The sequence below is a fragment of the Komagataeibacter sp. FNDCF1 genome, assembly GCF_021295335.1.
Lineage (GTDB): Bacteria > Pseudomonadota > Alphaproteobacteria > Acetobacterales > Acetobacteraceae > Komagataeibacter.
In genome coordinates this window covers 2,439,727-2,464,465 of sequence record NZ_JAIWOT010000001.1, presented here as the reverse complement: position 1 = coordinate 2,464,465, position 24,739 = coordinate 2,439,727, and the positions used below count along the sequence as shown (strand labels likewise).

The 24,739-nt window shown below is 61.5% G+C and carries 18 protein-coding genes; 14 read left to right on the top strand and 4 right to left on the bottom strand.

The genetic code is table 11. The features are described from left to right. Positions 1-93 precede the first annotated feature (93 nt). The 3 genes from LDL32_RS11650 (at position 94) to LDL32_RS11640 (ending at position 4,723) form a co-directional block, all read left to right on the top strand. Positions 94-774, top strand: coding sequence for a hypothetical protein (locus LDL32_RS11650; RefSeq protein ID WP_233067078.1), 681 nt, complete (start codon positions 94-96; stop codon positions 772-774). A 322-nt stretch (positions 775-1,096) separates the two neighbouring features. After that, positions 1,097-2,311, top strand: a complete 1,215-nt coding sequence (locus LDL32_RS11645; protein WP_233067075.1) for an acetate/propionate family kinase — start codon at positions 1,097-1,099, stop codon at positions 2,309-2,311. A gap of 42 nt (positions 2,312-2,353) precedes the next feature. Then, on the top strand, positions 2,354-4,723 hold the full coding sequence (locus LDL32_RS11640) for a phosphoketolase (RefSeq protein ID WP_233067072.1): 2,370 nt from the start codon (positions 2,354-2,356) through the stop codon (positions 4,721-4,723). 306 nt (positions 4,724-5,029) lie between these two features. On the opposite strand, the gene LDL32_RS11635 is transcribed toward LDL32_RS11640, so the two are convergent. Next, on the bottom strand, positions 5,030-6,184 hold the full coding sequence (locus tag LDL32_RS11635; RefSeq protein WP_233067070.1) for a L,D-transpeptidase: 1,155 nt from the start codon (positions 6,182-6,184) through the stop codon (positions 5,030-5,032). A gap of 235 nt (positions 6,185-6,419) precedes the next feature. On the opposite strand from LDL32_RS11635, the gene LDL32_RS11630 reads away from it, so the two are divergent. Next, positions 6,420-7,256: an IS5 family transposase gene (locus LDL32_RS11630; RefSeq protein ID WP_048856220.1), complete on the top strand. Its 837-nt coding sequence runs from the start codon at positions 6,420-6,422 to the stop codon at positions 7,254-7,256. A gap of 750 nt (positions 7,257-8,006) precedes the next feature. Here LDL32_RS11630 and LDL32_RS11625 read toward each other — a convergent pair. From LDL32_RS11625 to LDL32_RS11615, 3 genes are all read right to left on the bottom strand, one after another. Continuing rightward, positions 8,007-8,774, bottom strand: coding sequence for an amino acid ABC transporter ATP-binding protein (locus tag LDL32_RS11625; RefSeq protein WP_305069320.1), 768 nt, complete (start codon positions 8,772-8,774; stop codon positions 8,007-8,009). Further along, positions 8,764-10,272, bottom strand: coding sequence for an ABC transporter substrate-binding protein/permease (locus LDL32_RS11620; RefSeq protein WP_370636763.1), 1,509 nt, complete (start codon positions 10,270-10,272; stop codon positions 8,764-8,766). Before LDL32_RS11620 ends, LDL32_RS11625 begins: the two co-directional genes overlap by 11 nt. Before the next feature lie 149 nt (positions 10,273-10,421). Further along, entirely contained in the window at positions 10,422-11,402 is a 981-nt protein-coding gene (locus tag LDL32_RS11615; RefSeq protein ID WP_233067067.1) for a LysR family transcriptional regulator, read from the bottom strand. 373 nt (positions 11,403-11,775) lie between these two features. On the opposite strand from LDL32_RS11615, the gene LDL32_RS11610 reads away from it, so the two are divergent. The 10 genes from LDL32_RS11610 to LDL32_RS11565 all read left to right on the top strand — a co-directional run bounded on the left by LDL32_RS11610 (position 11,776) and on the right by LDL32_RS11565 (position 24,713). Continuing rightward, positions 11,776-12,648, top strand: coding sequence for a dimethylarginine dimethylaminohydrolase family protein (locus LDL32_RS11610; RefSeq protein ID WP_233067065.1), 873 nt, complete (start codon positions 11,776-11,778; stop codon positions 12,646-12,648). A gap of 189 nt (positions 12,649-12,837) precedes the next feature. Further along, positions 12,838-13,593 carry a class II aldolase/adducin family protein gene (locus LDL32_RS11605; RefSeq protein ID WP_233067063.1) on the top strand — a complete coding sequence of 252 codons (756 nt, stop codon included), beginning with the start codon at positions 12,838-12,840 and terminating at the stop codon, positions 13,591-13,593. A gap of 481 nt (positions 13,594-14,074) precedes the next feature. Then, positions 14,075-16,111 carry an NADH:flavin oxidoreductase gene (locus LDL32_RS11600; protein ID WP_233067061.1) on the top strand — a complete coding sequence of 679 codons (2,037 nt, stop codon included), beginning with the start codon at positions 14,075-14,077 and terminating at the stop codon, positions 16,109-16,111. Positions 16,112-16,185: 74 nt separating this feature from the next. Next, complete coding sequence (locus LDL32_RS11595) at positions 16,186-16,935, top strand: electron transfer flavoprotein subunit beta/FixA family protein (RefSeq protein WP_233067059.1); 750 nt, start codon at positions 16,186-16,188, stop codon at positions 16,933-16,935. Positions 16,936-16,955: 20 nt separating this feature from the next. Beyond that, positions 16,956-17,888 (top strand): electron transfer flavoprotein subunit alpha/FixB family protein, encoded by a 933-nt coding sequence (locus LDL32_RS11590; RefSeq protein ID WP_233067057.1) that lies wholly within the window; start codon positions 16,956-16,958, stop codon positions 17,886-17,888. A 176-nt stretch (positions 17,889-18,064) separates the two neighbouring features. Next, a complete protein-coding gene (locus LDL32_RS11585; protein ID WP_233067056.1) occupies positions 18,065-18,706 on the top strand; it encodes a TetR/AcrR family transcriptional regulator in 642 nt (213 codons plus the stop codon). 400 nt (positions 18,707-19,106) lie between these two features. Beyond that, positions 19,107-21,038 carry an FAD-dependent oxidoreductase gene (locus LDL32_RS11580; protein ID WP_233067055.1) on the top strand — a complete coding sequence of 644 codons (1,932 nt, stop codon included), beginning with the start codon at positions 19,107-19,109 and terminating at the stop codon, positions 21,036-21,038. Positions 21,039-21,415: 377 nt separating this feature from the next. Then, positions 21,416-22,432, top strand: a complete 1,017-nt coding sequence (locus LDL32_RS11575) for an AraC family transcriptional regulator (RefSeq protein ID WP_233067053.1) — start codon at positions 21,416-21,418, stop codon at positions 22,430-22,432. A gap of 152 nt (positions 22,433-22,584) precedes the next feature. Continuing rightward, entirely contained in the window at positions 22,585-23,769 is a 1,185-nt protein-coding gene (locus LDL32_RS11570; protein ID WP_233067052.1) for a saccharopine dehydrogenase family protein, read from the top strand. After that, on the top strand, positions 23,766-24,713 hold the full coding sequence (locus LDL32_RS11565; RefSeq protein ID WP_233067051.1) for an NAD(P)-dependent oxidoreductase: 948 nt from the start codon (positions 23,766-23,768) through the stop codon (positions 24,711-24,713). The genes LDL32_RS11570 and LDL32_RS11565 overlap by 4 nt, the downstream gene beginning before the upstream one ends. Positions 24,714-24,739 lie beyond the last annotated feature (26 nt).

Genomic DNA, 24,739 nt, shown 5'->3' with positions numbered 1-24,739 from the left:
CGTGGTTGCGGCATCATCATAACCCGTCCGTTTTGCTTCCGGCGGTCGTGACCGTAGGCGCCATGTCTCCTGAAAATCGCGAAAGGGGTCGTCATGTCTGATCCAGTATCCGTATCTCCCTTTTCACGGCTGGGTATCGTGGTGGGGATGGAGGCGGAAGCCTCCCTGATCCGTCCGTTCCTGCCACAGGCGCGTTTCGGCCTGAGCGGGGCGACCCTGTCGGGTGCGCGGCAGGCGGTGCTGGACCTGCTGGAAGGTGGGGTGGACGCGCTGCTTTCCTTCGGGCTGGCGGCGGGACTGGACCCGGCACTTGCACCCGGTGCCGTGGTCATGCCCGCGCATGTGATGGTCAATGGCGAGCGGATTGCCGCATCCCCCGCGTTGCTGGGCTGGCTGGGGGCAAACCGTGCCGATGTCATGGCGGGCGATCTGCTGCATAGCGACGTGATCGTGACGGCGGCCGCGCGCAAGGCGGAGTTGTTCCGCCAGACGGGTTGCGTGGCGCTGGACATGGAAAGTGGCGTGGTGGCGGAAATGGCCGCGGCCCGCAGGGTGCCCTTTGCGGTCATGCGCGTGGTCTGTGATCCGGCGGACCGTACCCTGCCGCCCGCTGCCGTGGTTGCCCTGCGGCCCGATGGCAGTCTGGCGGTGGGGGCGCTGGCGCGCAGCATCCTGTGCAACCCGCTCCAGATTCCCGCCCTTATCCGCGTGGGGCGCGATGCGGGCGAAGCCCGCAAGGCCGCGCGTGCGGTACTGGCGCGACGCTTCGGGTGATTCGCCGCCTGCACGCCACGCGGGTGGCGGCGGGCAGGAAACATACGATACGCGCAGGTGATATGCATTCACCCGGACTGTCCGTGCCCATGGTCCGCAATACAGGCCGACAGACCGGATCGGAATGTTGTAACGAACTGATTTAAAAAACCTTTCCTGATCTACCACGTTGGCGTGCGGACCCGTGATGGATGCGTTGGGCGCAATCGTGCTTCCCTGATGCAGGGGATGGCGCACAGGCAATTGATTCGCATCAATGTCAGCTGTGTCGGATCAGCGTGACATGCTGCCGGTTTCGTGAAACGAACAGGGGGAAACAGGCATGACCCGTGCCGTGCTGGCACTCAACGCAGGCTCATCCAGCCTGAAGTTTGCCCTGTTCGCCATTGAAAAGGGCGAGACAGCGGCCTCGCCTTCCCATCGCATTGCATCGGGGGAACTGGAGGGGATCGGCACCCATCCCCATTTTGTCGCCCATGATGCATCGGGTGGCGTGCTGGTGGATGAGACATGGGCACCGATTGCCCCCGGCACCACGCCGGCGCAGGCCCATCATGGCCCCATGGCCACCCTTATGGAGTGGGTTGGCAGGCAGCTGGGTGATGTCGATCTCATGGCCGTGGGCCACAGGGTGGTGCACGGGGGGGCGGATTTCATTGCCCCCGTACGGATCACGCCCGATGTGCTGGCCCGTCTTGCTGCCCTGACCCCTTTCGCCCCGCTGCACCAGCCGGGCAGCCTGGCCCCCATCCGTGCCCTGCTGGCCCAGAAGCCGGACCTGCCGCAGGTGGCGTGTTTCGATACCGGCTTCCATCACACATTGCCTGCCGTGGCGCAGGCACAGGCGCTGCCACGCGACTATGCGGCCAAGGGTGTGCGGCGCTACGGATTCCACGGCCTGTCGTATGAATATATCGCATCCTGCCTGCGTACATCCGCGCCGCATCTGGCGCAGGGGCGTACCATTGTCGCCCATATTGGCAGCGGTGGCAGCCTGTGCGCGCTGCTGGCCGGACGCAGCGTGGACACCACCATGGGCTTCTCGGTGCTGGACGGGCTGGTCATGGGCACGCGCTGCGGGCACCTGGACCCCGGTGTGATCCTGTACATGCTGCGTGAAGAAGGGCTGGGCGCGGCCGAGATCGAGAATATTCTCTATCACCGCTCCGGCCTGCTGGGTGTGTCGGGTGTGTCGGCGGACATGCGCGACCTGCACGCCAGGGCCGGCATGAGCCCGGAGGTTACACAGGCGCTGGACCTGTTCGTCTACCGTTTTGCCCAGCAGGCCGGCGGCATGATGGCCGCACTGCAGGGGCTGGACGGGCTGGTGTTCACCGCCGGTATTGGCGAGCATGACGCCACCATCCGCGCGGCGGTATGCGCGCGGTTGGAATGGGCGGGAATCCGTCTCGATGCGCAGGCCAATGCCGCGCATCGGGACATCATCAGCACGCCGGACAGTGCTGTGGAGGTGCGGGTCATCCCCACCGATGAGGAAACAACAATCCGTCGGCACGTGCTGATGTGTCTGGGCTGAGTACAGGCCGGGCAGGGATGGACTATCTCGGAAGGAACGGAAATGAGTGAAACTGCATCCGCAACACCGCTGTCCACAGCGGATGTCGCGCTGTTCAACAAATGGTGGCATGCAGCAAACTATCTGTCGATTGCGCAGATCTACCTGCTGGCCAATCCGCTGCTGCGTGAACCGCTCAAGCTGGAACACACCAAGCCGCGCCTGCTGGGCCACTGGGGCACCACGCCAGGGCTGAATTTCCTCTACCTGCATCTCAACCGCATCATCCGTGAGCAGGACCGCAGCATCCTGTTCGTGGCGGGGCCGGGGCACGGGGCGCCGGGTGTTGTCGCCAGTACCTATCTGGAAGGGACATACAGCGAGTATTTCCCCGAAGTGTCGCAGGATGCGGACGGGCTGGCCCGTCTGGTCAAGCAGTTCTCCTTCCCCGGTGGCATTCCCAGCCATGCCGCACCCACCACGCCGGGTTCGATCAATGAAGGCGGTGAACTGGGCTATTCGCTCTCGCACGCCTATGGCGCGGCATTTGACAATCCCGACCTGGTTGTTGCCTGCGTGGTGGGCGATGGCGAGGCCGAGACCGGCCCCATGGCCACGTCATGGCACAGCAACAAGTTCCTTGACCCCCGGACCGATGGCGCGGTCCTGCCGATCCTGCACCTTAACGGCTACAAGATCGCCAACCCCACCGTTCTGGCCCGCATCGCGCCAGAGGAACTGCTGAGCCTGTTCCGGGGCTACGGTTATGACCCGATCGTGGTGGAAGGCCATGACCCGGACATCATGCACCAGAAGATGGCCGTGGCGATGGATACGGCCTTTGCCCGCATTGCGGAAATCCAGAAAGCCGCGCGTGAGAAGAACGAGACCGTGCGCCCGGCCTGGCCCATGATCATCATGCGCACCCCCAAGGGCTGGACCTGCCCCAAGACGGTGGACGGTCTGCGCACGGAAGGGTACTGGCGCGCCCATCAGGTGCCCATTACCGACATGACCAAGCCCGAGCATCTCAAGCTGCTCGACGAATGGATGCATAGCTACCGGCCGGAAGAACTGTTTGACGAAAACGGCACCCTGATGCCCGAAATCGCGGCGCTGGCGCCGAAGGGCGACCGCCGGATGAGTGCCAACCCGCACGCCAATGGCGGCCTGCTGCGCCGCGACCTGCGCCTGCCCGATGTGCGTGAATATGCGGTGAGCGTGTCCTCGCCGGGGCATGAACTGGGTGAGGCCACGCGCGTGCTCGGGTCGTGGCTGCGCGATGTGATGAAGCTCAACCTGCCCGCGCGCAACTTCCGTGTGCTGGCCCCCGATGAGAACAATTCCAACCGCCTGAATGCCGTGCTGGACGTGACCAACCGCGCCTGGAACGCCGAAACTTTCGATTATGATGACCATCTGGCGGTTGATGGTCATGTGATGGAAATCCTGAGCGAGCACACCTGCCAGGGCTGGCTGGAAGGCTACCTGCTGACCGGTCGCCACGGGTTCCTGTCATGCTACGAGGCATTCATCCACATCGTGGATTCGATGGTCAACCAGCATGCCAAATGGATCAAGCAGGCCGATGAGGTGCCCTGGCGCGCGCCGATCGCGTCGCTGAACTACCTGCTGACATCGCATGTCTGGCGGCAGGACCATAACGGCTTCAGCCATCAGGACCCCGGCTTCATTGACCATGTGCTGAACAAGAAGGCCAAGACGGTGCGGGTGTACCTGCCGCCCGATGCCAACACCCTGCTGTGCACGGCGAAGACCTGCCTGGAAAGCCGTGACCGTGTGAACGTGATCGTGGCGGGAAAGCAGCCCGAGCCGCAGTGGCTGGACATGGATGCCGCCATGGCGCATTGCGCCAAGGGCATCGGCATCTGGGAATGGGCCAGCAATGACAAGGGCGGTGAGCCGGATGTGGTCATGGCCTGTGCGGGTGACGTGCCGACCATGGAAACGCTGGCGGCGGTGCAGTTGCTGAACAGACACCTGCCGGACCTGAAGATCCGCGTGATCAACGTGGTTGACCTGCTGACGCTTGAATCAAGGACCCAGCATCCGGACGGTCTGGATGACTTTGTGTTCGACAGCCTGTTTACCACCGACAAGCCGGTCATCTTCGCATTCCATGGCTATCCAGCGCTGATTCACAAGCTGATCTACAAGCGGACCAACTGCCGCAACTTCCATGTGCATGGCTACCGCGAGGAAGGGTCTACCACCACACCGTTTGACATGACGGTGCGCAACAGTCTGGATCGCTTCCATCTTGTGCAGAACGTGATCCGGCGCGTGCCCGGCCTTGCGGCAAAAGCGGCCTATGCCAACGAGGCGATCAGCAACAAGCTGGTCGAACACACGGAATATGTGGCGCAGTACGGTCAGGACCTGCCCGAGATCCGGAACTGGCGCTGGTCGTAACCGGTTCCGGCAACAGTGCCGGTGATTCAGGAAAGGGGGCAGTCATGCCCCCTTTTTTTATGTGCTGTTGTCCGGCACGTCGCATGCGGAATACGTCGAGAACATACTGGAATCACAGAAGTTTTTGGTGAAGCTTTTTTCAAAAAGCTTCGGAAAATGTTGCTTTTTTTAAAAAAGGCAACGCCCAAAAATTTTATTATTACCCAACCGTTTTTAAAACAGTAAATAATGAAATATCAGCGTAAAACGCTGTAATATGAAATAATAAATAACATCAAGGTGACATTTTTTATTTGCAACGCCGCATCAATCGCCCCAGTCGTCAGGAGCAGGAGCAGGAGCAGGAGCAGGAGCAGGAGCAGGAGCAGGAGCAGGAGCAGGAGCAGGAGCAGGAGCAGGAGCAGGAGCAGGCGGCACCGGGGCGGTGGCTGGTACGCTCACCGCAGAGGGTGCGGGTGCCGGAACGGGTGTGGATACCGGGGGCGATGCGGGCTGTGTTGCGGCCGGGGGGGCGGTCAGGGGCAGCGGGGCCAGGGGCTGGCCTGCGACCTGTGCGGGGGTGGTGCCTGCCGCCGGGTTCTGCGATGCCGCGAGGAATTGGGCAAAGCTGTCCTGTATGCGCTGGGCAAGGGCAGGGTCGGATAGCAGGGCATGCGTGTCGGATGAATCCACCACCACCACCCGGTCCCCTTCCAGCGGGGTGGGGGTATGGCTGGCGCCAAGCAGCGCACGGATGGAGCGGGCCTTCTGCGGGTCGTTCTGCTGTGCCATCAGGTCAAGCTGGCGATCAAGCAGGCCGTGGCGGTCAATGAAGCTGTTCACGCGGGCGGGAATGCGGATGCAGCCTTCCGAATCCGCCTGCCCCAGCCGGGCTTCCAGAAAGGTGGGGTCAGTCGCATGCATTTCCAGCCGCACGACGGCCACCGCTCCCTTGCGGCGCCAGTCCTCGGTCGTCTGCCAGCCGAAATCCCAGACCCGCATCCCTTTCTCGCCATTGCCCCGGATGCCATGTTCGTTCTTGGTGCCCAGCGCGCGGTAGCCGTAGATCTGCCCGTTGTTGAAGAAGATGCCTACCGGTGTGCGGAAGTGCTCCTTGCGCCCGGGGCGCCCGGTACTGACCGCCACCATACCCAGCGGGGCAAGCGTGTGTTCCCCTGGCCGGGCCAGAACAACCCACATGAGCTGGGCCATCGGCGCGCGGTCCACCACCAGGATCACTTCGGGTTCCTGCGGCCATGCCGCGGTCCGGTCCAGCATGGCAGTGGCCAGCGCCATGGCGCGCTGTGTCTGGCGGGGGCGGAGGGGAAGCTGCTGGATGCCCAGTTCCTGCACCATGGCACGCTGGAGCAGGAGCGCTGCATCGGGCAGGGTGGTCGTGCTGGCCTGTGTTGTGCTGCTGGTGATGAACACGCTGATCAGGGCCAGTGCGTGTAACCGGATCAGGCGTACTGGAAGCATCATGCAGGCGGCTTACCTCAGTCATGGACGTTACGACATCCTTATATCGCATTTGTTCACGGCTGGCAGTATGGGCGGCAGGCAAACGGCATACCCAAGCTGCATGCCCCTGCGGCATGGCGTGACGTGGCCAGGATGGAGCAGGGCCTCAGGGTCATTTGTTAAGAGCCCGATCCGAAAGTTTTTGAACAATACCAGCCTGTTGTGATTCATCCGTCTTTGCAGAGAGATGGAGTGAATGGTGACATGGACTGGTATTGCCCGGCGCGAGTATAGCCGGGAAAGATTGCGATATCCATCGGACATGACGGACGGGGAGTGGACTTTGATCATGCCATTTGTGCCCCCGGCGAAACGGGGCGGTCGTCCGCGCACGACGGATATGCGCGAGGTGGTCAATGCGATGCTCTACATAGCCTCGGCCGGGTGTGCGTGGCGTCTGCTGCCGAAATGCTTTCCGCCGGTCTCGACCATCAGGCGCTATTTTTACGCCTGGCGTGATGCCGGAGTGTTCGAGGTCATGAATACGGTGCTGGTCATGAGCCTGCGCGAGATCGAGGGACGTGACGCCTCTCCGAGCGCGGGCGTGATTGACAGCCAGTCGGTGAAAACCACGGAAAGCGGCGGGATTTCGGGCTATGACGCGGGGAAGAAGGTCAAGGGCCGCAAGCGCCATATCGTGACGGATACCTGCGGCTTCCTGATCTTTCTCCTCGTTCATGCCGCTGATATCCAGGACCGTGATGGGGCCGTTGATGTTCTGGCAGCGATACGCAGGCGCTTTCCCTGGCTGCGCCACATCTTCGCTGATGGCGGCTATGCTGGCGACAAATTGCGATCCGCGCTCGCCTCCATGGGAAAATGGACCCTCGAAATCATCAGGCGGTCCGATACGGTGAAGGGTTTTCAGATCCTGCCGCGTCGCTGGGTGGTGGAACGGACATTCGCATGGCTGGGACGATGCAGGCGGCTCGCCAAAGATTGGGAACAATCCATTGCTTCCTCAACCGCATGGACATTGATCGCCTCAATCCGAATGCTCACACGACGGACAGCAAGGCATTGTCAGGGTTGAAAAACTTTCGGATCGGGCTCTAAGACACAAGATAAAGCATGCTGCGATATGAATTGCGGACATTAATGTATGAGCGTACCAGATTATATCGGGTGGTGATGCGTCGAAATTTTACAAAAATTAATTGTTTTATTAATATAATTATTTATAATTAAATCATTAATTGATGATTTTTATTTTATACTTAGATTGGTATCTTAAAAATTCTTATATATTCATATCATATAATTTAAATAACATTCATTATATTAATAAATCTTATTTATGTAATATTATGATAATATTAAATAAAACTGTTTATATGTATTGATTCCAAAATAATGATAAAAATAAACATCATTTTTAATTATTATGAAAAAATTTCAGATATTGTGTAAAAAATTTACCGAATTGTGGTGTTTATTTTTAATATTTATTAAATTAATAGAATATAAATAAGTTAATTTCATAATACGGCTTTATTGTTTCATACCGTGAACATCACGAAGATACTTTGAAAATCATCCATGCTGAGGGTGTACCGGGAGTCCTGCCGCAGTGAGAACACTGCCGGCATGGTGGTCGGGGAATACGATCCGGAATGGCCAGACGGATCGCTGGCAGGCTGGGCTGGGGCAGTTCCAAACCCGGCTTGACCGGCACCGCGTGCGCCGTCAGGCTCAGGGAGACCGTGGTCTGGCAACTGGCATTCCTGAAGAATGAGCCCGGTCCTGATCCTGGTTGCGCCCATGCTACCCTGGCAGAAGTCAGTCAGCAGGAGATCATCTGGTCAAGGAAGTCACGGGCGCGCTGTGTCGTGGGGTTGGTGAAGAATTGCGCGGGCGGGGTCATTTCCAGTACGCGGCCCTGATCCATGAAAATGATGCGGTCGGCAATATGCCGCGCGAAACCCATTTCATGCGTGACGCAGACAGTGGTGATCCCTTCCCGCGCCAGATTGTTGATGATGGCCACCACGCCCGATATCGCCTCGGGGTCGAGTGCTGCCGTGGGTTCGTCAAACAGCATGACTTCGGGCCGCATGCACAGCGCGCGCGCGATCGCCACGCGCTGCTGCTGCCCGCCGGAAAGCTGGATGGGGTATTTATGTGCCTGCTCTGCAATCCCGACCTGTGCCAGGAAGTGCCGCGCCATGGCCCCGGCCTGCGCATGGGGGGTTTTTTTGACCAGGCGGGGGGCAAGCGTGCAGTTGTCCAGCACGTTCAGGTGCGGGAACAGGTTGTAGTTCTGGAACACCATGCCCACCGTGGCGCGGAGCCGGGTCAGGTCGGTCCGTTCATCAATGATTTCGCCATCAATGGCCAGGATGCCGCTGTCATGCGGTTCGATCCGGTTGAAGCAGCGGATCAGTGTCGACTTGCCCGACCCTGATGGGCCAAGCACGACAATCTTCTCCCCCCGCCGTACATCGAAGCTGATCCGGTCGAGTGCGACGAAATCCCTGTACAGCCGGCTCAGGTGGCGTACCGAAATCATGGCGGTCAGGTCCGGCGGGATGGTCATGGGGTCAGGGGTCATGTGTGCCTGCCTGATGGCGGTCGGCCCATGCAAAACGGCGCTCGACACGTTTCTGCACGAACAGGAAAAGGAAGACCATGGCCAGATAGTAAACCAGCGCCGCCGCATAATATTCCGTAAACGCGAACGTGCGCGCCACCTGTATCTGCGTAATCGCCAGCAGCTCCTGCAGGGAGATGACCGAGGCAAGCGATGTGGTCTTAAGCAGGTTTATGAACTCGTTTATGGTAGGGGGCAGCGCAATGCGCAGTGCCTGCGGAAAGATGACATGCCAGTACACCTGCCGGCGCGACAGCGCCAGCGCGTCCCCCGCCAGTTCCTGCCCCCTGTCCACCGCATTCAGGGCAGCACGGTTGATTTCGACCTGATAGGCGGATTCATTGATCGAGAGCGCAAGCCACGTGGCGAGGAAGGGCGTGAACCATGCCTCCCGGAAGATGGGCAGGAACTGCGGCAGCGCATTCCATATGAACAGCAGCTGCAACAGTGTCGGTGCGGCACGGAAAAGCGATACATACCCCCCGAGCACCAGCGTGAGCCAGGACCTGCGGCCATTGAGCGCCACCGCCATCGGAATCGAGATCATGATGGCCGCAAGATGCGACAGGACGGCCACGGCAAGGGTGATGAACGCCCCCCGCATGAACGCGCCGGATGTCAGGGCCGCGAAAAAGATGCCCCAGCGGAACATGGGCGCAGGCCCCGCGTGGGGCAGGGCCGTGGCGGGATCGGGGGCGATGGCCCATTCCTTCTGGATGGCCGCCATCTGCCCATTGCGCACCATGGTGGCCAAGGCCTGTTCCAGCAGGGCGCGGTCATGCGCGTCCTTGCGGATATAGAGTGCGAAATGCCGGTATTCGGGGTAGGGCGGCACAAGGATGACGCTGACCCGGCCGTGCAGCTGCTCCTGCCGGTAGTACAGTTCCACGTCCTGGCTGGCAAAGGCAAAGACACGGCCGATCAGCACCTGCTGCACCACCTCGTCCTCGGTCGGGTATTGCTGGATGATGATGGGGGCCAGCCCGCTTGCGGCTAGATGTTCGTTTTCGCGGGCCAGCCGGCTAGCGTAGCTGGTGCCGGACTGCACGGCCACTGTCCTGCCCGACAGGTCCGCCATGCTGGCAAGTGGCTGCGTGCCCGCGCGCGCCACGATGACCAGCGCGGTATCCTGATAGGCGACGGCATCGAAATCCCGCTCGCGCGCCGGCAGCTTTATGATGCCGCTGGCCACCATGGCGCATCTGTGTGCCGCAAGGCTGGGGAACAGGCCGGTAAAATCCATGGTCGTGGTGACCAGGGGCACATGCCAGTACGCCGCCAGCCCATGGGCGATATCCATGTCGATCCCGTCCACCGCATTGACGTCCGTGCCGTTTACGAACGTCATGGGCGGCAGGGTGGGATTGGTACAGACCGTAAGCGTCCCGTCATGGAGGAAGTCCGGCCGTTCCGCTGCATCAGCCCGCGCATGTCCCGCCATGGCCAGCAGGCCCGCCATGATCACAAGCAGGGCCAGGCCCGCGGCCTGCAGGGACTGGCGGGAGGGGAAGCGGCATGCGGGCCGCGCCATGGAACGGACCGTGTGGTGCGCCGCCCCGGCCGGGGGGCGGGCGGAAAGAGAGAAGGACATTGCCAGCGGGCCCCGTATCAGCAGCTGTCTTCCAGGATGGTGCGGAACGTATCGACCAGCAGCCCGGTCTCGGGGGAGGGGCGGGCAAGGAAATGGAAACCTGTCACCAGCTGCAGCCCCCCCATGACGATGCGCCGCAGCATCCCCTCGCGCACCAGTGGCCGGGCAAAGGCATCGGGCAGGAAGCCGATGTAATTGCCCGACAGGATCAGCAGCGCGCGCGAATCCACATTTTCCGCCGAGGCGCAGAAGTTCAGGCGCGGGCGCAGGCCCGCCCACATGGGCGAGGTGGCGGCACCCGCCACCTCGATCATGCGCTGCCGGGACAGTATCTCGGGCGTGATCTCATCATCCGCCATGCCCGACAGGGGGTGGCGGACACTACAGAACAGGTGCAGTTCCTCCGTGAACAGCGGGATCGCCTGCATGCCGGGCATGTGGCGGGCATTGAGCGTGATCCCGGCGGAAGCCTGGCCGTTGAGCACCGCGAATTCCACCTCACGCGGTGATGCGGAACGGATATCCATGAAGACGGCCGGATGACAGGAGGTAAAGGTCTCGATCGCGCGCAGCAGGGCGGTTTCACCATGGATCTGTATATTGTCGGGCACATACAGGCTGAACCGCCCCGACAGCGTGCCGCTGGCTTCATTGATGCGCTGCTGGAAGCGGGCGATATCGGAAAACAGCGCATGGGTCGCCTCCATCACCATCCGTCCTTCCGCCGTGAGCGCAAAGCCGCTGCGCCCGCGCAGGCACAGCCGCATGCCCAGCCGGTCTTCCAGCGCCGCGATGTCGATGCTGATGGAAGACTTGCTCTTGCCCAGCGCCACCTCGGCTGCGGCAAAGCCACCATGTTCGGCAACCGTGCGGAACACGCGCAGCAGGCGCAGGTCCACCTCGGCAACCTGGCCATGGAAGCCGGCCGGTTTCCGCCGCGATGCCTGGCGGCGTACGGGGCGCGCGCCATTGGGGTCCGATGGGGGCTGTCGGCTCATGAAGGGTATCCCCACGGCCCCACGGGGTTACTGCGGCGTATGGGCAGAAGTGGCGCGGGCAAGCATCTCATTATCGGGAAAGACCAGTCTGCTGTCAGGATTATCCACGGATTGTAGCGTCGTGATGCAGGTGGGGATACGCTACAAATTATTGATACCACATAAAAAATGGAGATTCATGACCACCCGGCGCATGGGAGTACGCAACTGCCCGCATGCAGCACCCACGTCCATGGCACGGACTGATACTGGCAGGGCTGATGAAAATACTAAAGTAAACTACGAATTGTTTATATTTGATCATGCATGGCCGCCGTTATTCTTCCGCTGCGATAGAGGGCTGTATCTGACTGCTGGCAAGGATGACGGGACAATGGGAACGAACCGCTGGTTTGTGGATAGTGAAACCGGGGAACTGGCGGACGTGCTGCTGTGCCCGCCGGACCATTATGCCTGGATTCCCAGCAACGACATCGCCATCCAGAGCATGGCATCGGGTGCGACCATCGACCGCGCGGCGCTGCGGGCGCAGTTTGACGGGCTGGTCGCCACCCTGCGTGAAGCCGGGGTCAGCTGCCATTTCCTGACCCCGCATGAAGGCATGCCCTACGAGGTCTATACCCGCGACAGTTCCCAGACCACGCCGTTCGGCACCGTCGTCACCCGCCTGTCACGCCCCGAACGCCGGGCGGAGATCGGGCCGGTGCATGATTTCTATGGCCGCGACGCGATCTGGAAGACCTGCACGAAGGGGCATATCGAAGGCGGTGACATCCACATCATCCGCCCCGGCCTGCTGGCGGTGGGTGTAAGCGGTGGCCGCACGGACGCCGCGGGTGCGGCCGAGTTCATGGGCTGGTTCGAGGATGCGGGCTGGACATGCCGGATGATCCGTTTTCCCGAACATTTCCTGCATCTCGACGTGATCTTCACCATGGTGGCGGAGAACCTTGCCATCGCGGCGGTGGACGTGCTGTCCGATGCGGATCTGGACTGGTTCCGCACGCAGGGCATCCGCCTGCTGCCGGTCAGCTACCGCGAGGCCATGCGCGACATGGGCTGCAACGTGCTGGCGCTGGGGCGCGGGCGCGTGATCAGCCCGCGGCACTGCACGCGCATCAACCAGATGCTGCGCGCGGAGGGGCTGGACGTGCTGGACCCCGAACTCGACCAGTTCTCGCAGGGCGGTGGCAGCATCCACTGCATGACCATGCCCCTGCGCCGCCGCTCGCTCCTGCCGGGATAGGCTAGTGGCGGGGCCGCGCCCGCACGCGCGGCAGGACCCGACAGACGGGCCCGGGGCACGCGTTCCCGTTTGGGGGAATGATGGATCATCGTTGCCGATTCATATCATTCCGCCCTATCATGGTGCTGCCTGACACGGGCGGCAGCCGTGCGTTGGGGCATTTGTCACAGGATGGGATTTTTCGATACCATGTTGACTTCACCGGTTTCCCCAACCTCCACGACCGAGCAGGACCTGCGTGAGGACTTGGCGGCGGCCTATCGCCTCATGGCGCATTTCGGCATGACCGACCTTGTCTATACCCACCTGTCCGTGCGGCTGCCGGGGCACGCCCATGCCTATCTGGTCAATCCCTATGGCCTCCTGTTCGAGGAAATCACCGCCAGTTCCCTGGTGGTGGTCGATGCGGATGGCCTGCCCCGGCAGGAAACATCATGGCCGATCAACCCGGCGGGGTTCGTCATCCATTCCGCCATTCATCGCAGCCGGCCCGATGCCGCCTGCGTCATGCACACCCATACCGTGCCCGGCATGGTGGTGGCGGCGCAGGATACGAACATCCTGCCGCTCAACCAGATCAACATGGAATTCTATGGCAGTGTCGGCTTCCACCCGTACGAGGGCATCGCCGCCGATGACAACATGGGCGAGCGTGAACGCCTGGTGCGTGACCTGGGCACCCACAATGCGCTGATCCTGCAGAACCATGGACTGCTGACGGTTGGTGATACCGTGGCGCATACCTTCTACCGCATGTACTATCTGGAACAGGCCTGCCGGATCCAGGTCGCGGCACAGGCCACGGGCGTGCCGCTGCACATTCCCTCCGCCGCGCAGATCCAGCGTACGAAAAAGCAGTTCGATGACGACCCCGATGGCGGGCGTCTGGTCTGGCAGGCCCTGCGGCGCAAGCTTGACCGCGAGCAGCCGGATTACCGGACCTGACGCTCCTGGCCTGAACATGACATGACCCCCCGCATGGCCGTGCCGCACGGCCCGTGACGGTTTTCTATCGCAGGCGTGCCGGATGTCCTTCTGGCACGCCTGCTGCCGTATGGGCATCCTGCCGACCGGTCTGCCTGTACGGGAAATCGGGGTGGTGACGGGCATGGCACAACCCGCCGGGTGGCGGTGCTTCGCTGCGACGGGCGCGGAAATGACCCTGCGAATCGGAACCGCATGGCGGCTCCCCCGGCCTTGCCGCCATGGGCGCGATACCGGCTGCGGGCCCCGTGCCCGCGCTGACGGAAGGCAAAAGCACGCTGCCACGTGGGGTGCGGACCGCCCGCGGGCGGTTTTTGATTATTACGATGAAAAAACCTGTTCACCAGTGTCAGGAAAATGTTCTATCATGAATATGAAAGTTACACACGTGTACCTGATCTCAAGCCAATGATCCGGACATGACCGGATCTGGAGTAGTGCGATGTCGGAAGATCCCCTTCTTCAGCCCTATCAGCTCAAGCATCTGACGTTACGGAACAGGATTATCGTCACGTCGCATGAGCCGGCATACCCCGAGGACGGGATGCCCAAGGAACGTTACCGCGCCTATCATGTCGAGCGTGCGAAAGGCGGCGTGGCCATGACCATGACGGCCGGTTCCGCCGCCGTGTCCAAGGACAGCCCGCCGGTCTTCAACAACCTGCTCGTCTACAAGGACGAGGTTGTTCCCTGGATGAAGGAACTGACCGACGCCGTGCACGAACAGGGTGCGGCCGTCATGATCCAACTGACCCACCTTGGCCGCCGCACGCGCTGGGACAAGGAATTCTGGCTTCCGGTCGTATCGCCTTCCCACAACCGCGAAGCCGCCCACCGTTCCTTCCCCAAGAAGATGGAAGAGTGGGATATCGAACGGATCATCAAGGACTATGCCGACGCGGCCGAACGCATGAAGGCGGCCGGCATGGACGGGATCGAACTGCAGGCCTACGGCCATCTGATGGACCAGTTCTGGTCACCGCTCACCAACGAGCTTGAAGGGCCGTATGGCGGTTCGCTCGACAACCGGATGAAGTTCACCTTCGATGTGCTGAAGGAAATCCGCAAGCGTGTCGGGCCGGACTACATCGTAGGCATCCGTTATACGGGTGACGAGATGGAGCAGGGTGGCTTTGGCAAGGAAGAAGGGCTGCAGATCTCGCGCAAGCTGAAGGATAGCGGGCTGATCGACTTCCTCAATGTCGTGCGCGGCCATATCGATACGGATCCGGGCCTGACCGATCTCATCCCCATCCAGGGCATGGCCAACGCGCCGCATCTGGATTTTGCGGGTGAAATCCGCGCGGCGACCGATTTCCCCACCTTCCACGCCGCCAAGATTCCCGATGTCGCGACCGCCCGGCACGCCATTGCATCAGGCAAGGTCGACATGGTCGGCATGACGCGCGCGCACATGACGGAACCGCACCTGGTGCGCAAAATCATGGAAAAGCGCGAGGAAGACATCCGTCCGTGCGTGGGCGCGAATTACTGCCTCGACCGCATCTATCAGGGTGGTGCCGCCTTCTGCATCCACAACGCGGCGACCGGCCGTGAAGTGAACATGCCCCACATCATCGAGAAGGCGGCCACCCGCAAGAAGGTGGTGATTGTCGGCGCCGGTCCCGCAGGGATGGAAGCTGCCCGCGTGGCGGGTGAACGCGGGCATGAGGTTGTCGTGTTCGAACTGTCGGACAAGCCGGGCGGCCAGATCCGCCTGACCGCGCAGAGCCCGCGCCGACGCGAGATGATCAGCATCATCGACTGGCGGATGAGCCAGTGCGCCAAGCATGATGTCACCTTCCGTTTCAATACCTGGGCCGATGCCGATACGATCAAGGCGGAAAACCCCGATGTGGTCATCATCGCGACGGGTGGCCTGCCGCATACCGAGGTCCTGTCGAGCGGCAACGAGCATGTCGTCTCGGCGTGGGACATCATTTCCGGTGACGTCAAGCCCGGCTCCAACGTGCTGGTCTTTGATGACGCGGGTGACCATGCCGCCCTGCAGGCTGCCGAGTTCCTGGCCGCTTCCGGCGCCCGGGTCGAGATCATGACGCCGGACCGTTCGTTCTCGCCAGAAGTCATGGCCATGAACCTGGTGCCCTACATGCGGTCCCTGCAGAAGGAAGACGTGACGTTCACGGTCACCTACCGCATCCGTTCCGTGGCGAAGGAAGGCAACATGCTCAATGTTGCGGTGGGCAGTGATTATGGTGGCGTGGACAAGCAGCGCATCGTGGATCAGGTTGTCGTCAACCACGGCACGCGCCCGCTTGACGAGCTTTATTTCGATCTCAAGCCGGATTCCGTCAACCTGGGTGAAATATCGCACGACCAGCTGACCGCGGGGGAACCGCAGTCGGTGGTCCGTAACCCGCAGGGCGCCTTCCAGCTGTTCCGGATTGGTGACGCGGTTGCCGCGCGCAACACGCATGCGGCCATTTATGACGGTCTGCGTATCGCCAAGGATATCTGATACCGGCCACGCTCCGCCCCGGTCATGCCCTGTATGGCAGGGCGGGGCGGACAGCCGATCATGCGAGGAAAGTCATGAAGATACTCGTTCCCGTCAAGCGGGTGCTGGACGCCAATGTGCAGGTGCATGTCAAACGCGACGGCTCCGGTGTCGCGCTTGAAAATGCCAAGATGTCCCTGAACCCGTTTGATGAGATTGCGGTTGAGGAAGCGATCCGGCTGAAGGAAGCCGGTGTCGCGTCGGAAATCGTTCTGGTTTCCATCGGTCCCGCAAAGGCGGAGGACGTGCTGCGCAACGGGCTGGCCATGGGGGCGGACCGTGGCATCCTTGTCCAGACGGACGAGAGTGTCGAGCCGCTGGCCGTGGCCAAGCTGCTCCGCGCGGTTGCGGATACCGAACAGCCCGGCCTGATCATTGCAGGCAAGCAGGCGATCGATGATGACAGCAACCAGACCGGGCAGATGCTTGCGGCACTGCTGGGATGGGGGCAGGCGACCTTTGCCTCCCGGGTCGTGATCGAGGGGGACAGCGCTGTCGTGACGCGGGAGGTTGATGGCGGCCTCCAGACAGTCAGGACCAGCCTGCCCGCGGTTGTCACGACCGACCTGCGTCTGAACGAACCGCGTTATGTCTCGCTTCCCAATGTCATGAAAGCGCGCAGGAAACCGGTGCAGAAGATGAAGCCGGAGGATCTGGGCGTGTCCGTGGCGCCACGGCTGAAGGTACTGGCAACGGAAGAAGCCCCCGCGCGCAAGGCCGGGATCATGGTCGGGTCTCCTGCTGAACTGGTGGAAAAGCTCAGGGCCGAGACCGATATCATCTAATAGATGGGTGAAATAGCATAATGACCATTCTTCTTCTGGCAGATCACGATAATACGGCCCTTTCCGAACAGACGGTAAAGGCGCTTACGGCGGCATCGGCTATTGGTGATGATGTCCATGTCCTCGTGGCGGGGAAAGACGTCTCGGCGGTTGCGGCCGAAGCGGCGGCACTGGCTGGCGTGAGCAGGGTGCTGGTCGCGGATGATGACCGGCTTGCCCACGCGGTGGCTGAACCGCTGGCGGAATTCATCGTCTCGCTTGCCCCGGCCTATCGCACGATCCTGTCGGCCGCCACGTCCAATGGCAAGAACATCATGCCCCGGGTGGCGGCATCCCTTGATGTCATGCAGGTATCCGAAATTATCGAGGTACTGGGCCCTGATACCTTCAAGCGCCCCATTTATGCGGGCAATGCCATCCAGACAATACAGACGACGGACCCGGTCCAGGTCATAACGGTCCGTTCCTCCGCCTTTCTTCCGGCGACGACGGGTGGCAGCGCCCCGGTCGAGACACTGGCCGTGCCGGAGCTCTCGCCGCCGCTTTCGGTATTCGTGTCCAATGCGCTGTCCGAATCCGAACGCCCGGAACTGACATCGGCCAGGATCATCGTGTCCGGTGGTCGGGCGCTGGGTTCGGCCGACAGGTTCCAGGAGGTTCTCTTTCCCCTGGCCGACAGGCTGAAGGCGGCGGTGGGCGCCAGTCGCGCCGCCGTGGATTCCGGCTACGCGCCCAATGACTGGCAGGTCGGGCAGACCGGCAAGGTCGTGGCACCCGAGCTCTACATCGCCGTGGGCATTTCGGGTGCGATCCAGCATCTCGCCGGGATGAAGGATTCAAAGGTCATTGTTGCCATCAACAGCGACCCGGATGCGCCCATCTTCAAGGTGGCCGATTACGGGCTGAAGGCCGATCTGTTCGAGGCCCTGCCGGCAATACAGAAGTGTCTGTGACAGGCATCCATGCCCATCATGCATTCCGCACGCCAACAGGCCGTGCGGAATGCTGGTGGCTGCCGGCCGGCCGGCCGGATGATGCCTCCATGCTCGCGTGATGTGCCCCGATCCGGGTATGATTGCCCTGCAATATCCAGGGATTTTCAGCAGTTGAAGGAAAGAGGCGCGGCGGCATGAATGCAGGTGCAACCGAAGGAAACAAGCGGGGTTCGACCGAAATCTGGATTGATGCCGCCTATGATACCCTGCTTGAAAGCGGTGTTGACGCCGTAAAGATCCTGACGCTTGCCAACAGGCTGAATCTGTCACGCACCAGCTTTTACTGGTTCTTCAGGGACCGGGAGCAGCTTCTTGATGCCCTTGTGACACGCTGGCGGGAAAAGAATACGGGAAGCATAGTCAAGCAGGCCGAGGCCTATGCCGAAACGATCGTGGAGGCGACGCTGAATGTATTTGACTGCTGGCTGGATGAAACGCTTTTTGATGCACGGCTGGAATTCGCGGTGCGTAGCTGGGCGCAGCAGTCCCCCGATATCTTCAACGAAGTCCAGGCCGCTGATGCTTGCAGGCTTGAAGCGCTGATGGGCATGTTCCGCCGCTTCGGCTTCAGTGCGACATCGGCGGATGTCCGGGCCCACGCGCTCTATCTGGTGCAGATCGGATATATTTCGAACCAGACCAGGGAAGATATTGCCAACCGCCTGGATCGTATTCCCAGTTACATAGAAATCTTTACAGGTCATGCGCCCCAACCCCATGACCTTGATCGCTTTTTTGCACGCCATCACGTGCTGGTCGCCGATGCCAGGACCTGACGGCATGATGAAAGCAGGCGGATGAACTGAAAACCCGGAACGCGGTCAGGAAACCAATACAGAATGGGACTGTAAAGCTGGGAATGGCCTACTTTCTGGTATGGTCCGTGTAATGCTGTACTAACAGGAATGAAAATCTGTCATGTTTTTCCTGATGTGTTCAGGAAATATTGATCCAGATCGGGATTGTATTGCGAAAATTGTTAAAAATACGAAATAAGATATGGAATATCATCTCTGCATAAGGTTAGATTTCTATCGTTGAATCGTGCAGGCCCGGTTATGGACCGGTCCGTCACCATGTGCGTGGCGAACGGTTTCGTACCATGGCGGGCATTGCTGGACTGGCATTCCCTGCGCCGCGTCAGTCCGACGATGGAAATGATGGAGTTTATTCATTATGGCCTCAGGTACAGAGACGAGATTTCCAAATATAACCCAGCCGCTCACGCTGCGGGGCAAACGCCTGCGCTCGCGTGTCTATCTGCCCGCCCACCAGCCCGGCCTTGCGGATGAGGGACGCCCGGGCGAGCGGTATATCGAATACCACCGGCAGCGGGCACGCGCCGGGCTGGGCATGCAGATTACCGGGGCCACGCCGGTACTGTGGTCGGAAGTATGGGCCGATGGCCTGACCCTTGTTAACACGGATGACAGCATCATCCCCGGTTACCGGAAGCTTTCGCAGGCCGTTCATGACGAAGGCGGCCTCATGCTGGCGCAGCTGGCCCATGTCGGCGCGATGGAGACAACGGGCACGGAAATCCTTTCGGCCTCATGGACCCTTTCGCAGATCACATGGCGGATTGCGCGCGCAGCGAACGCGGAGGAACTGGAGGGTATCATCGCGCTGTTCCGTTCCGCCGCCCTGCGCTGCCGCGAAGGCGGGCTGGATGGCGTGGAAGTCACGATGGCGCATGGCATGCTGCTGGCCAGCTTCCTGTCCCCCGCCATGAACCGGCGTGATGACCGTTTTGGCGGGGATGTGGAGGGCCGCACGCTTTTCCCCCGCCAGGTGGTTGCGGCCGTGCGCGAAGCCATGGGGCCGGATGCGATCGTGGGCATCCGCATCTCCGCCGACGAGATGGTCGCAGGCGGTCTGACGGCGGAAACCGCCGCCGCCTGTGCCGCGCGGATCGAGGCGGACGGGCTGATTGACTATGTCAGCGTAACGGCAGGCAACAATACCCAGAAGCTGCCACGTGCCGATCACTGGCCTCCGACCCCCGCGCCGTTCGGGGCGTTCCGGCACCTGTCGCGGGTCATGCGCGGCGCGCTGTCGGTCCCGGTGGCGACTGTTGGCCGTGTCACCACCATTGATACCGCCGAGGAGATCCTGCGTGATGGCGATGCAGACCTGGTTGGCATGGTGCGCGCCAACGTGGCCGATTATCGCATCCTGCCGCTCAGCCTGGCGGGACGGGCGGCGGAAGTGCGTCCGTGCATCGGGGCGAATGTCTGCATCAATGCCCTGCTCGATCACCGGCCCCTGACCTGCATGGTCAATCCCGACGTGCGCGGGCAGGTTGCCGCCGCGACACGACAGGCGGCGGACGGACAGGCCGCCGTGGTGATCGGTGGCGGTCCGGCCGGGCTGGAAGCGGCCCGGCGGCTGGCTGGCATGGGTTACGACACCACACTCATGGAAGCTGGCGCCGGACTGGGGGGGCAGATGCAGCTCTGGTCGGCAACCCCCTCACGCACCGAATTCCTCAGGGTCATTGAATGGTGGAAGCGCGAACTTGACCGGCTGGGCGTAAAGGTCGTGACCGGTCAGGCTGCGGATGTGGCGAATGTAACGGCCCTTGATCCCGCCATGGTGGTGCTGGCCACCGGCTCCCAGCCATATCATGATGCGTTGCCGGGGGCAGACGGTCTGACCCGGTACGGCCCATACGATGTATCCGCGCAGGGTGGCCATGTTCTGGTCCGTGACGAGATGGGGCGGCTCGGGGCCATGCTCATTGCGGAAAAACTGTCCCTTGGCTGGGACAAGGTCACCCTTGTGACATCCGCCATGCATCCGGGGGAAGGCGAGGGGCTGACCACCACCTATCCCCTGATCCGCTCGCTGGGGCAGCGTGGGGTTGAGATGATCGACCGCGCACGGGTTGTCCGGTACGAAGGCGGCACCGCAATTGTGGAAGGCGTTCTGGGGGAAGGCCGCCTGCCGGTCAGCAATATTGACGCGGTGGTGTCCGTGCTGGGCATGGTGGGTGAAACCGGACTGCTGGACGCCCTGCGCGATGCGGGACTGGATGTTCGCGTGATCGGTGATGCCCATCTTCCGCGCGATGTCACCTCTGCCGTGGCGGATGCCGCAGCGCTGTAAGATGTGCGGACAGGCCGGTTCGGATGGTAACCCGATCCGGCCTGTCCGCCCCATAACTGTCCGGTGACAGGTCAAACGGACCGCAGTTTACAATAATTCCTGATCTGTTGTGGCATATGCAGGTCTTCTGCGACTTATCTGCAACGGAGTATCACAAACCGGCGAAGTGGCATCCGATTTTTTGACAGGAAGGAACCCGGGGTCATACCCTGCATTACATAACGGAATCGAATCGAATTACGGTTGCCCGAAGCTGGTTGGCCCCCTTTTCATAAATGAAGGGCGCACGGGCGTGGGCTGCGTACGGTGCGTATGCGTATACAGGCGGTATTCCATTCACGACAGGTAATCCAGACGTGCTGGAGGCTGAACGGATAATGGCGAATAATACTCCAATCTCGGTTCTGGCAAGTGTAACGCACGGGCTTACGGGCTTTTTTTCTGAAAATGGCCTGGATGGCCACGATATCCTCGAGCGATGCGGTATTGACCTGGCCATGCTGGACAGGCCGACGGCGTATATTTCGCTTGAGGCCTATGCCGGTGCATTTGCACATGCCGCGCAGATCAGTGGCAATGACAATGTCGGCATGCGGTTCGGCCAGGGATTCCCGGCCGAGAGCATGGGGCTGATCGGATATATGTGGATATCCGCCCAGACGCTTGAGGCGGCGCTGCGTTCCTTTACGGAATTCTTTCCCCGTCACCAGAGCGGAACCCACCTTGCCATTGTCGATGGCGGTCCGCTATCGCGGCTGGAATATGCCGTGCCCGGGCTTGCCCGTTCCGCCGGGCGGCGACAGGACGCGGAACTGTCGATTGGCATGTTCATGAACATGTTCCGCCATGCGATGGGACAGGACTGGAGCCCCGAACAGATCTGGTTCGAGCATGGCGCGCCATCGGCATGGCGGGAGCATCGTGATCTGCTGCGCGCGGATGTCAGGTTTGGCATGCCGGTCAATGCAATCGTGTTCCGCAGTGGCGAGCGCGTGGCCCGGATCAGTACGGCCAATACCATGCTGCAGCAGATCATCCGGGAGAACTTTTCCCATCTTACGCACAGGGAAGCCGCAGCCGTTGAACTGATTGACGCCGTCCGCCATGAAATCGAACGGTCCCTGCCCGAGCGGCAGCCGACACTGGCGGATGTGGCGCACAAGATGGGAATGCCGGCATGGACCCTGCAGCGCCGTCTCGGGCGCGAAGGCAGGACGTTTTCGCGCGTGCTCGATACGGTGCGCCGCGATCTTGCGCTTGCCTACCTGCGCGAGGGACGGCTGAACGTCAGTCAGGTCGCCTATCGCCTGAATTATTCCGAAGTCGCGGCGTTCTGCCGTGCATTCCAGCGCTGGGTGGATATGTCCCCATCCGAATGGCAGTCGCGCCTGTAGGCTGCTGTCATGTGCCGGCGTGACTGTCATCTGCGGGCAGCAGATTGTCATCAGGCATCAATGCATTTCCCCCACGGAGGAGATATTCAGGATTCCAGCATGTGCGCGGCCCGTGGGGATGCGGGGTCAAGATGGCTGAAAGGCGGATTGACATGAAGATTGCGATCCTTGGTGGTGCGGGCATTCAGGCGCTTGGCATTGTTGCCGACCTGCTCCGGTATGAAGCGGCGTGTGATATCCTGCTCATCGATATCGCAGCACGGGCGCTGGAGCGGCGGATGGCGCATTTCGGGCATGACCCGCGCCTTTTTTCCGCAACGTGTGACCTGACGGATGAAGCCCGCATTGCGGCACTGGCAAAGGATTGCGACACGGTCGTGATGTCCGGCCCCCCGGGCCTGTGCCTGCCCGCCATGCGGGCCGTCCTGCAGTGTGGCAGGAATTATGTGGATCTGGGCACATTCCCCGAGGAGACGCAGGCCCAGCAGGCGCTGCATGATGATTTTGTGGCCGCCGGGCGCACCGCGGTGCTGGGAATGGGCAGTGCGCCGGGTATTACCTCGGTCATGGCGCGGGCCTGCGCGGACCGTCTCGACCGTGTGCTGGATGTTGACATCACCATTGCCATGCGGGACCTGACCGACCGTAACGGCCGGATCCGCTGGCCCTTCAGCGCCGACGCCATTCTTGACGAACATACCGAACCGGCCCGCGCCTTTATCGACGGGCAGCTTGTCGACCTGCCGCCGCGGACCGGACGGCGCGAGACGTTTCCCGCGCCGATAGGCACCGTTACCGCGTATTGCACCAATCATCCCGAACCTACGACCATTTCCGCCAGTCTTGCCCATAAGGGGGTGCGCAATGTCGTGTTCCGCATAGCGCTTCCCGATGACGTGGACCATGCCGTCAGCATGATGAATACGCTGGGCCTGGCACGACGCAGGACCCTGTCGATGCACGATGGAACCCGCGTTGACCTGCGCGCGGTCGTTCTGGCGGCCCTGATGGAGACACCGCAGGACGTGGCCGACAGGGAAGAACAGTGGAGCGCCACCCGCGTAACGGTAAGGGGAATGGCGGGCGCGGAAAGCATGGAATACCGGGCGGACATGATTGTCGCCCCGCAGCCGCACTGGAACCTGCCTGCCGGACTTATCAAGACGGCGGTGCCCCCGGCCATCCTTGCCGCCCAGATGGCACGGGGCGTGCCCATGCCCTACGGCGTACATGTACCGGAAACCTGCATCGAACCGGAGCCATTTTTCGCCGCACTGTCCCTGCGCGGAATGGATGTCCACCTTGGCGTGGTCGAGATGGCCGGGGCGGACAGGTGAAGCGAAAGCTGGTGTTTCCGGACTGTGATGCCGTGGTGCTGCAGGCACTGGAGGCGGACGGCCTGATGGAACACCTGTGCCAGACATATGATTTCCGGGTGCATATGGGTGCACCGGAGAGCGAAGGGGAGTGGAGGAAAGTCATGAATGACGCCGATGCCTGCCTGCTTGGCTCCACGCTTGATGACAGCGTGCTGCGCGATGTGCCAACGCTCCGCCTGGTCTCCTTTACCGGAATGGGTGTCGCGAATTTCGTCAATCTCGATCTGGCCCGGCAGAAAGGGGTCGCCGTTTCGAATACGCCGGGATACGGGAACGCATCCGTCAGTGAACATGCCCTTGCCCTGCTGCTGGCGCTTGCGCGGCGGGTGGTGGAAGGCGACCGGCTGGTGCGCGGGGGGCAATGGATCATTCCAAGCGGAATGCAGCTTGCCGGCCGGGTTGCGGGCATTCTGGGCTATGGTGGCATCGGGGCGGCAACGGCGCGGCTGTTCGCGGCTGTGGGCATGAATGTCCTTGTCTGGACACGGACCCGGCCGGATACCGCGCCACCGGGGATAAGGTTCGTGCCGCTGGAAACGCTACTGGAGCATGCCGATGTGCTCAGTCTGCATCTGCCCCTCAATGACCGGACACGCGGTATCCTGTCGGGCGCGCATCTGGACCGCCTGCGGCCGGGCGTCATCATCATCAATACCGCCCGGGCTGAACTGATCGAACCCGGCGCGCTGGAAGCACGGCTGCAGGCCGGTCGGCTGGCCGCCGGGCTGGATGTGTTCGCCCATGAACCGCTTGAACCCGACAGCCCGCTGCGCAGCCTGCCCAATGTCGTACTGAGCCCCCATCAGGGCTACAACACGCCCGCTGCGCTGCAGCGCCTGCTGGCGATTGCGGCTGATAATGTCGACGCCTTTTTCACGGGCCGCACCTTCCATCGGGCCTGATGTCCGTTTTCCGTGTTGCGAAACGT

Bases quoted from the DNA above. Each gene is read 5' to 3' on its own strand.
- LDL32_RS11595 (WP_233067059.1), top strand. From the start codon at position 16,186: ATGAAGATACTCGTTCCCGTCAAGCGGGTGCTGGACGCCAATGTGCAG.
- LDL32_RS11615 (WP_233067067.1), bottom strand. From the start codon at position 11,402: ATGAGCCGACAGCCCCCATCGGACCCCAATGGCGCGCGCCCCGTACGC.
- LDL32_RS11605 (WP_233067063.1), top strand. From the start codon at position 12,838: ATGTTGACTTCACCGGTTTCCCCAACCTCCACGACCGAGCAGGACCTG.
- LDL32_RS11600 (WP_233067061.1), top strand. From the start codon at position 14,075: ATGTCGGAAGATCCCCTTCTTCAGCCCTATCAGCTCAAGCATCTGACG.
- LDL32_RS11650 (WP_233067078.1), top strand. From the start codon at position 94: ATGTCTGATCCAGTATCCGTATCTCCCTTTTCACGGCTGGGTATCGTG.
- LDL32_RS11570 (WP_233067052.1), top strand. From the start codon at position 22,585: ATGAAGATTGCGATCCTTGGTGGTGCGGGCATTCAGGCGCTTGGCATT.
- LDL32_RS11635 (WP_233067070.1), bottom strand. From the start codon at position 6,184: ATGATGCTTCCAGTACGCCTGATCCGGTTACACGCACTGGCCCTGATC.
- LDL32_RS11640 (WP_233067072.1), top strand. From the start codon at position 2,354: ATGAGTGAAACTGCATCCGCAACACCGCTGTCCACAGCGGATGTCGCG.
- LDL32_RS11590 (WP_233067057.1), top strand. From the start codon at position 16,956: ATGACCATTCTTCTTCTGGCAGATCACGATAATACGGCCCTTTCCGAA.
- LDL32_RS11630 (WP_048856220.1), top strand. From the start codon at position 6,420: ATGGTGACATGGACTGGTATTGCCCGGCGCGAGTATAGCCGGGAAAGA.
- LDL32_RS11625 (WP_305069320.1), bottom strand. From the start codon at position 8,774: ATGACCCCTGACCCCATGACCATCCCGCCGGACCTGACCGCCATGATT.
- LDL32_RS11620 (WP_370636763.1), bottom strand. From the start codon at position 10,272: ATGGCGGGCCTGCTGGCCATGGCGGGACATGCGCGGGCTGATGCAGCG.
- LDL32_RS11585 (WP_233067056.1), top strand. From the start codon at position 18,065: ATGAATGCAGGTGCAACCGAAGGAAACAAGCGGGGTTCGACCGAAATC.
- LDL32_RS11575 (WP_233067053.1), top strand. From the start codon at position 21,416: ATGGCGAATAATACTCCAATCTCGGTTCTGGCAAGTGTAACGCACGGG.
- LDL32_RS11580 (WP_233067055.1), top strand. From the start codon at position 19,107: ATGGCCTCAGGTACAGAGACGAGATTTCCAAATATAACCCAGCCGCTC.
- LDL32_RS11645 (WP_233067075.1), top strand. From the start codon at position 1,097: ATGACCCGTGCCGTGCTGGCACTCAACGCAGGCTCATCCAGCCTGAAG.
- LDL32_RS11610 (WP_233067065.1), top strand. From the start codon at position 11,776: ATGGGAACGAACCGCTGGTTTGTGGATAGTGAAACCGGGGAACTGGCG.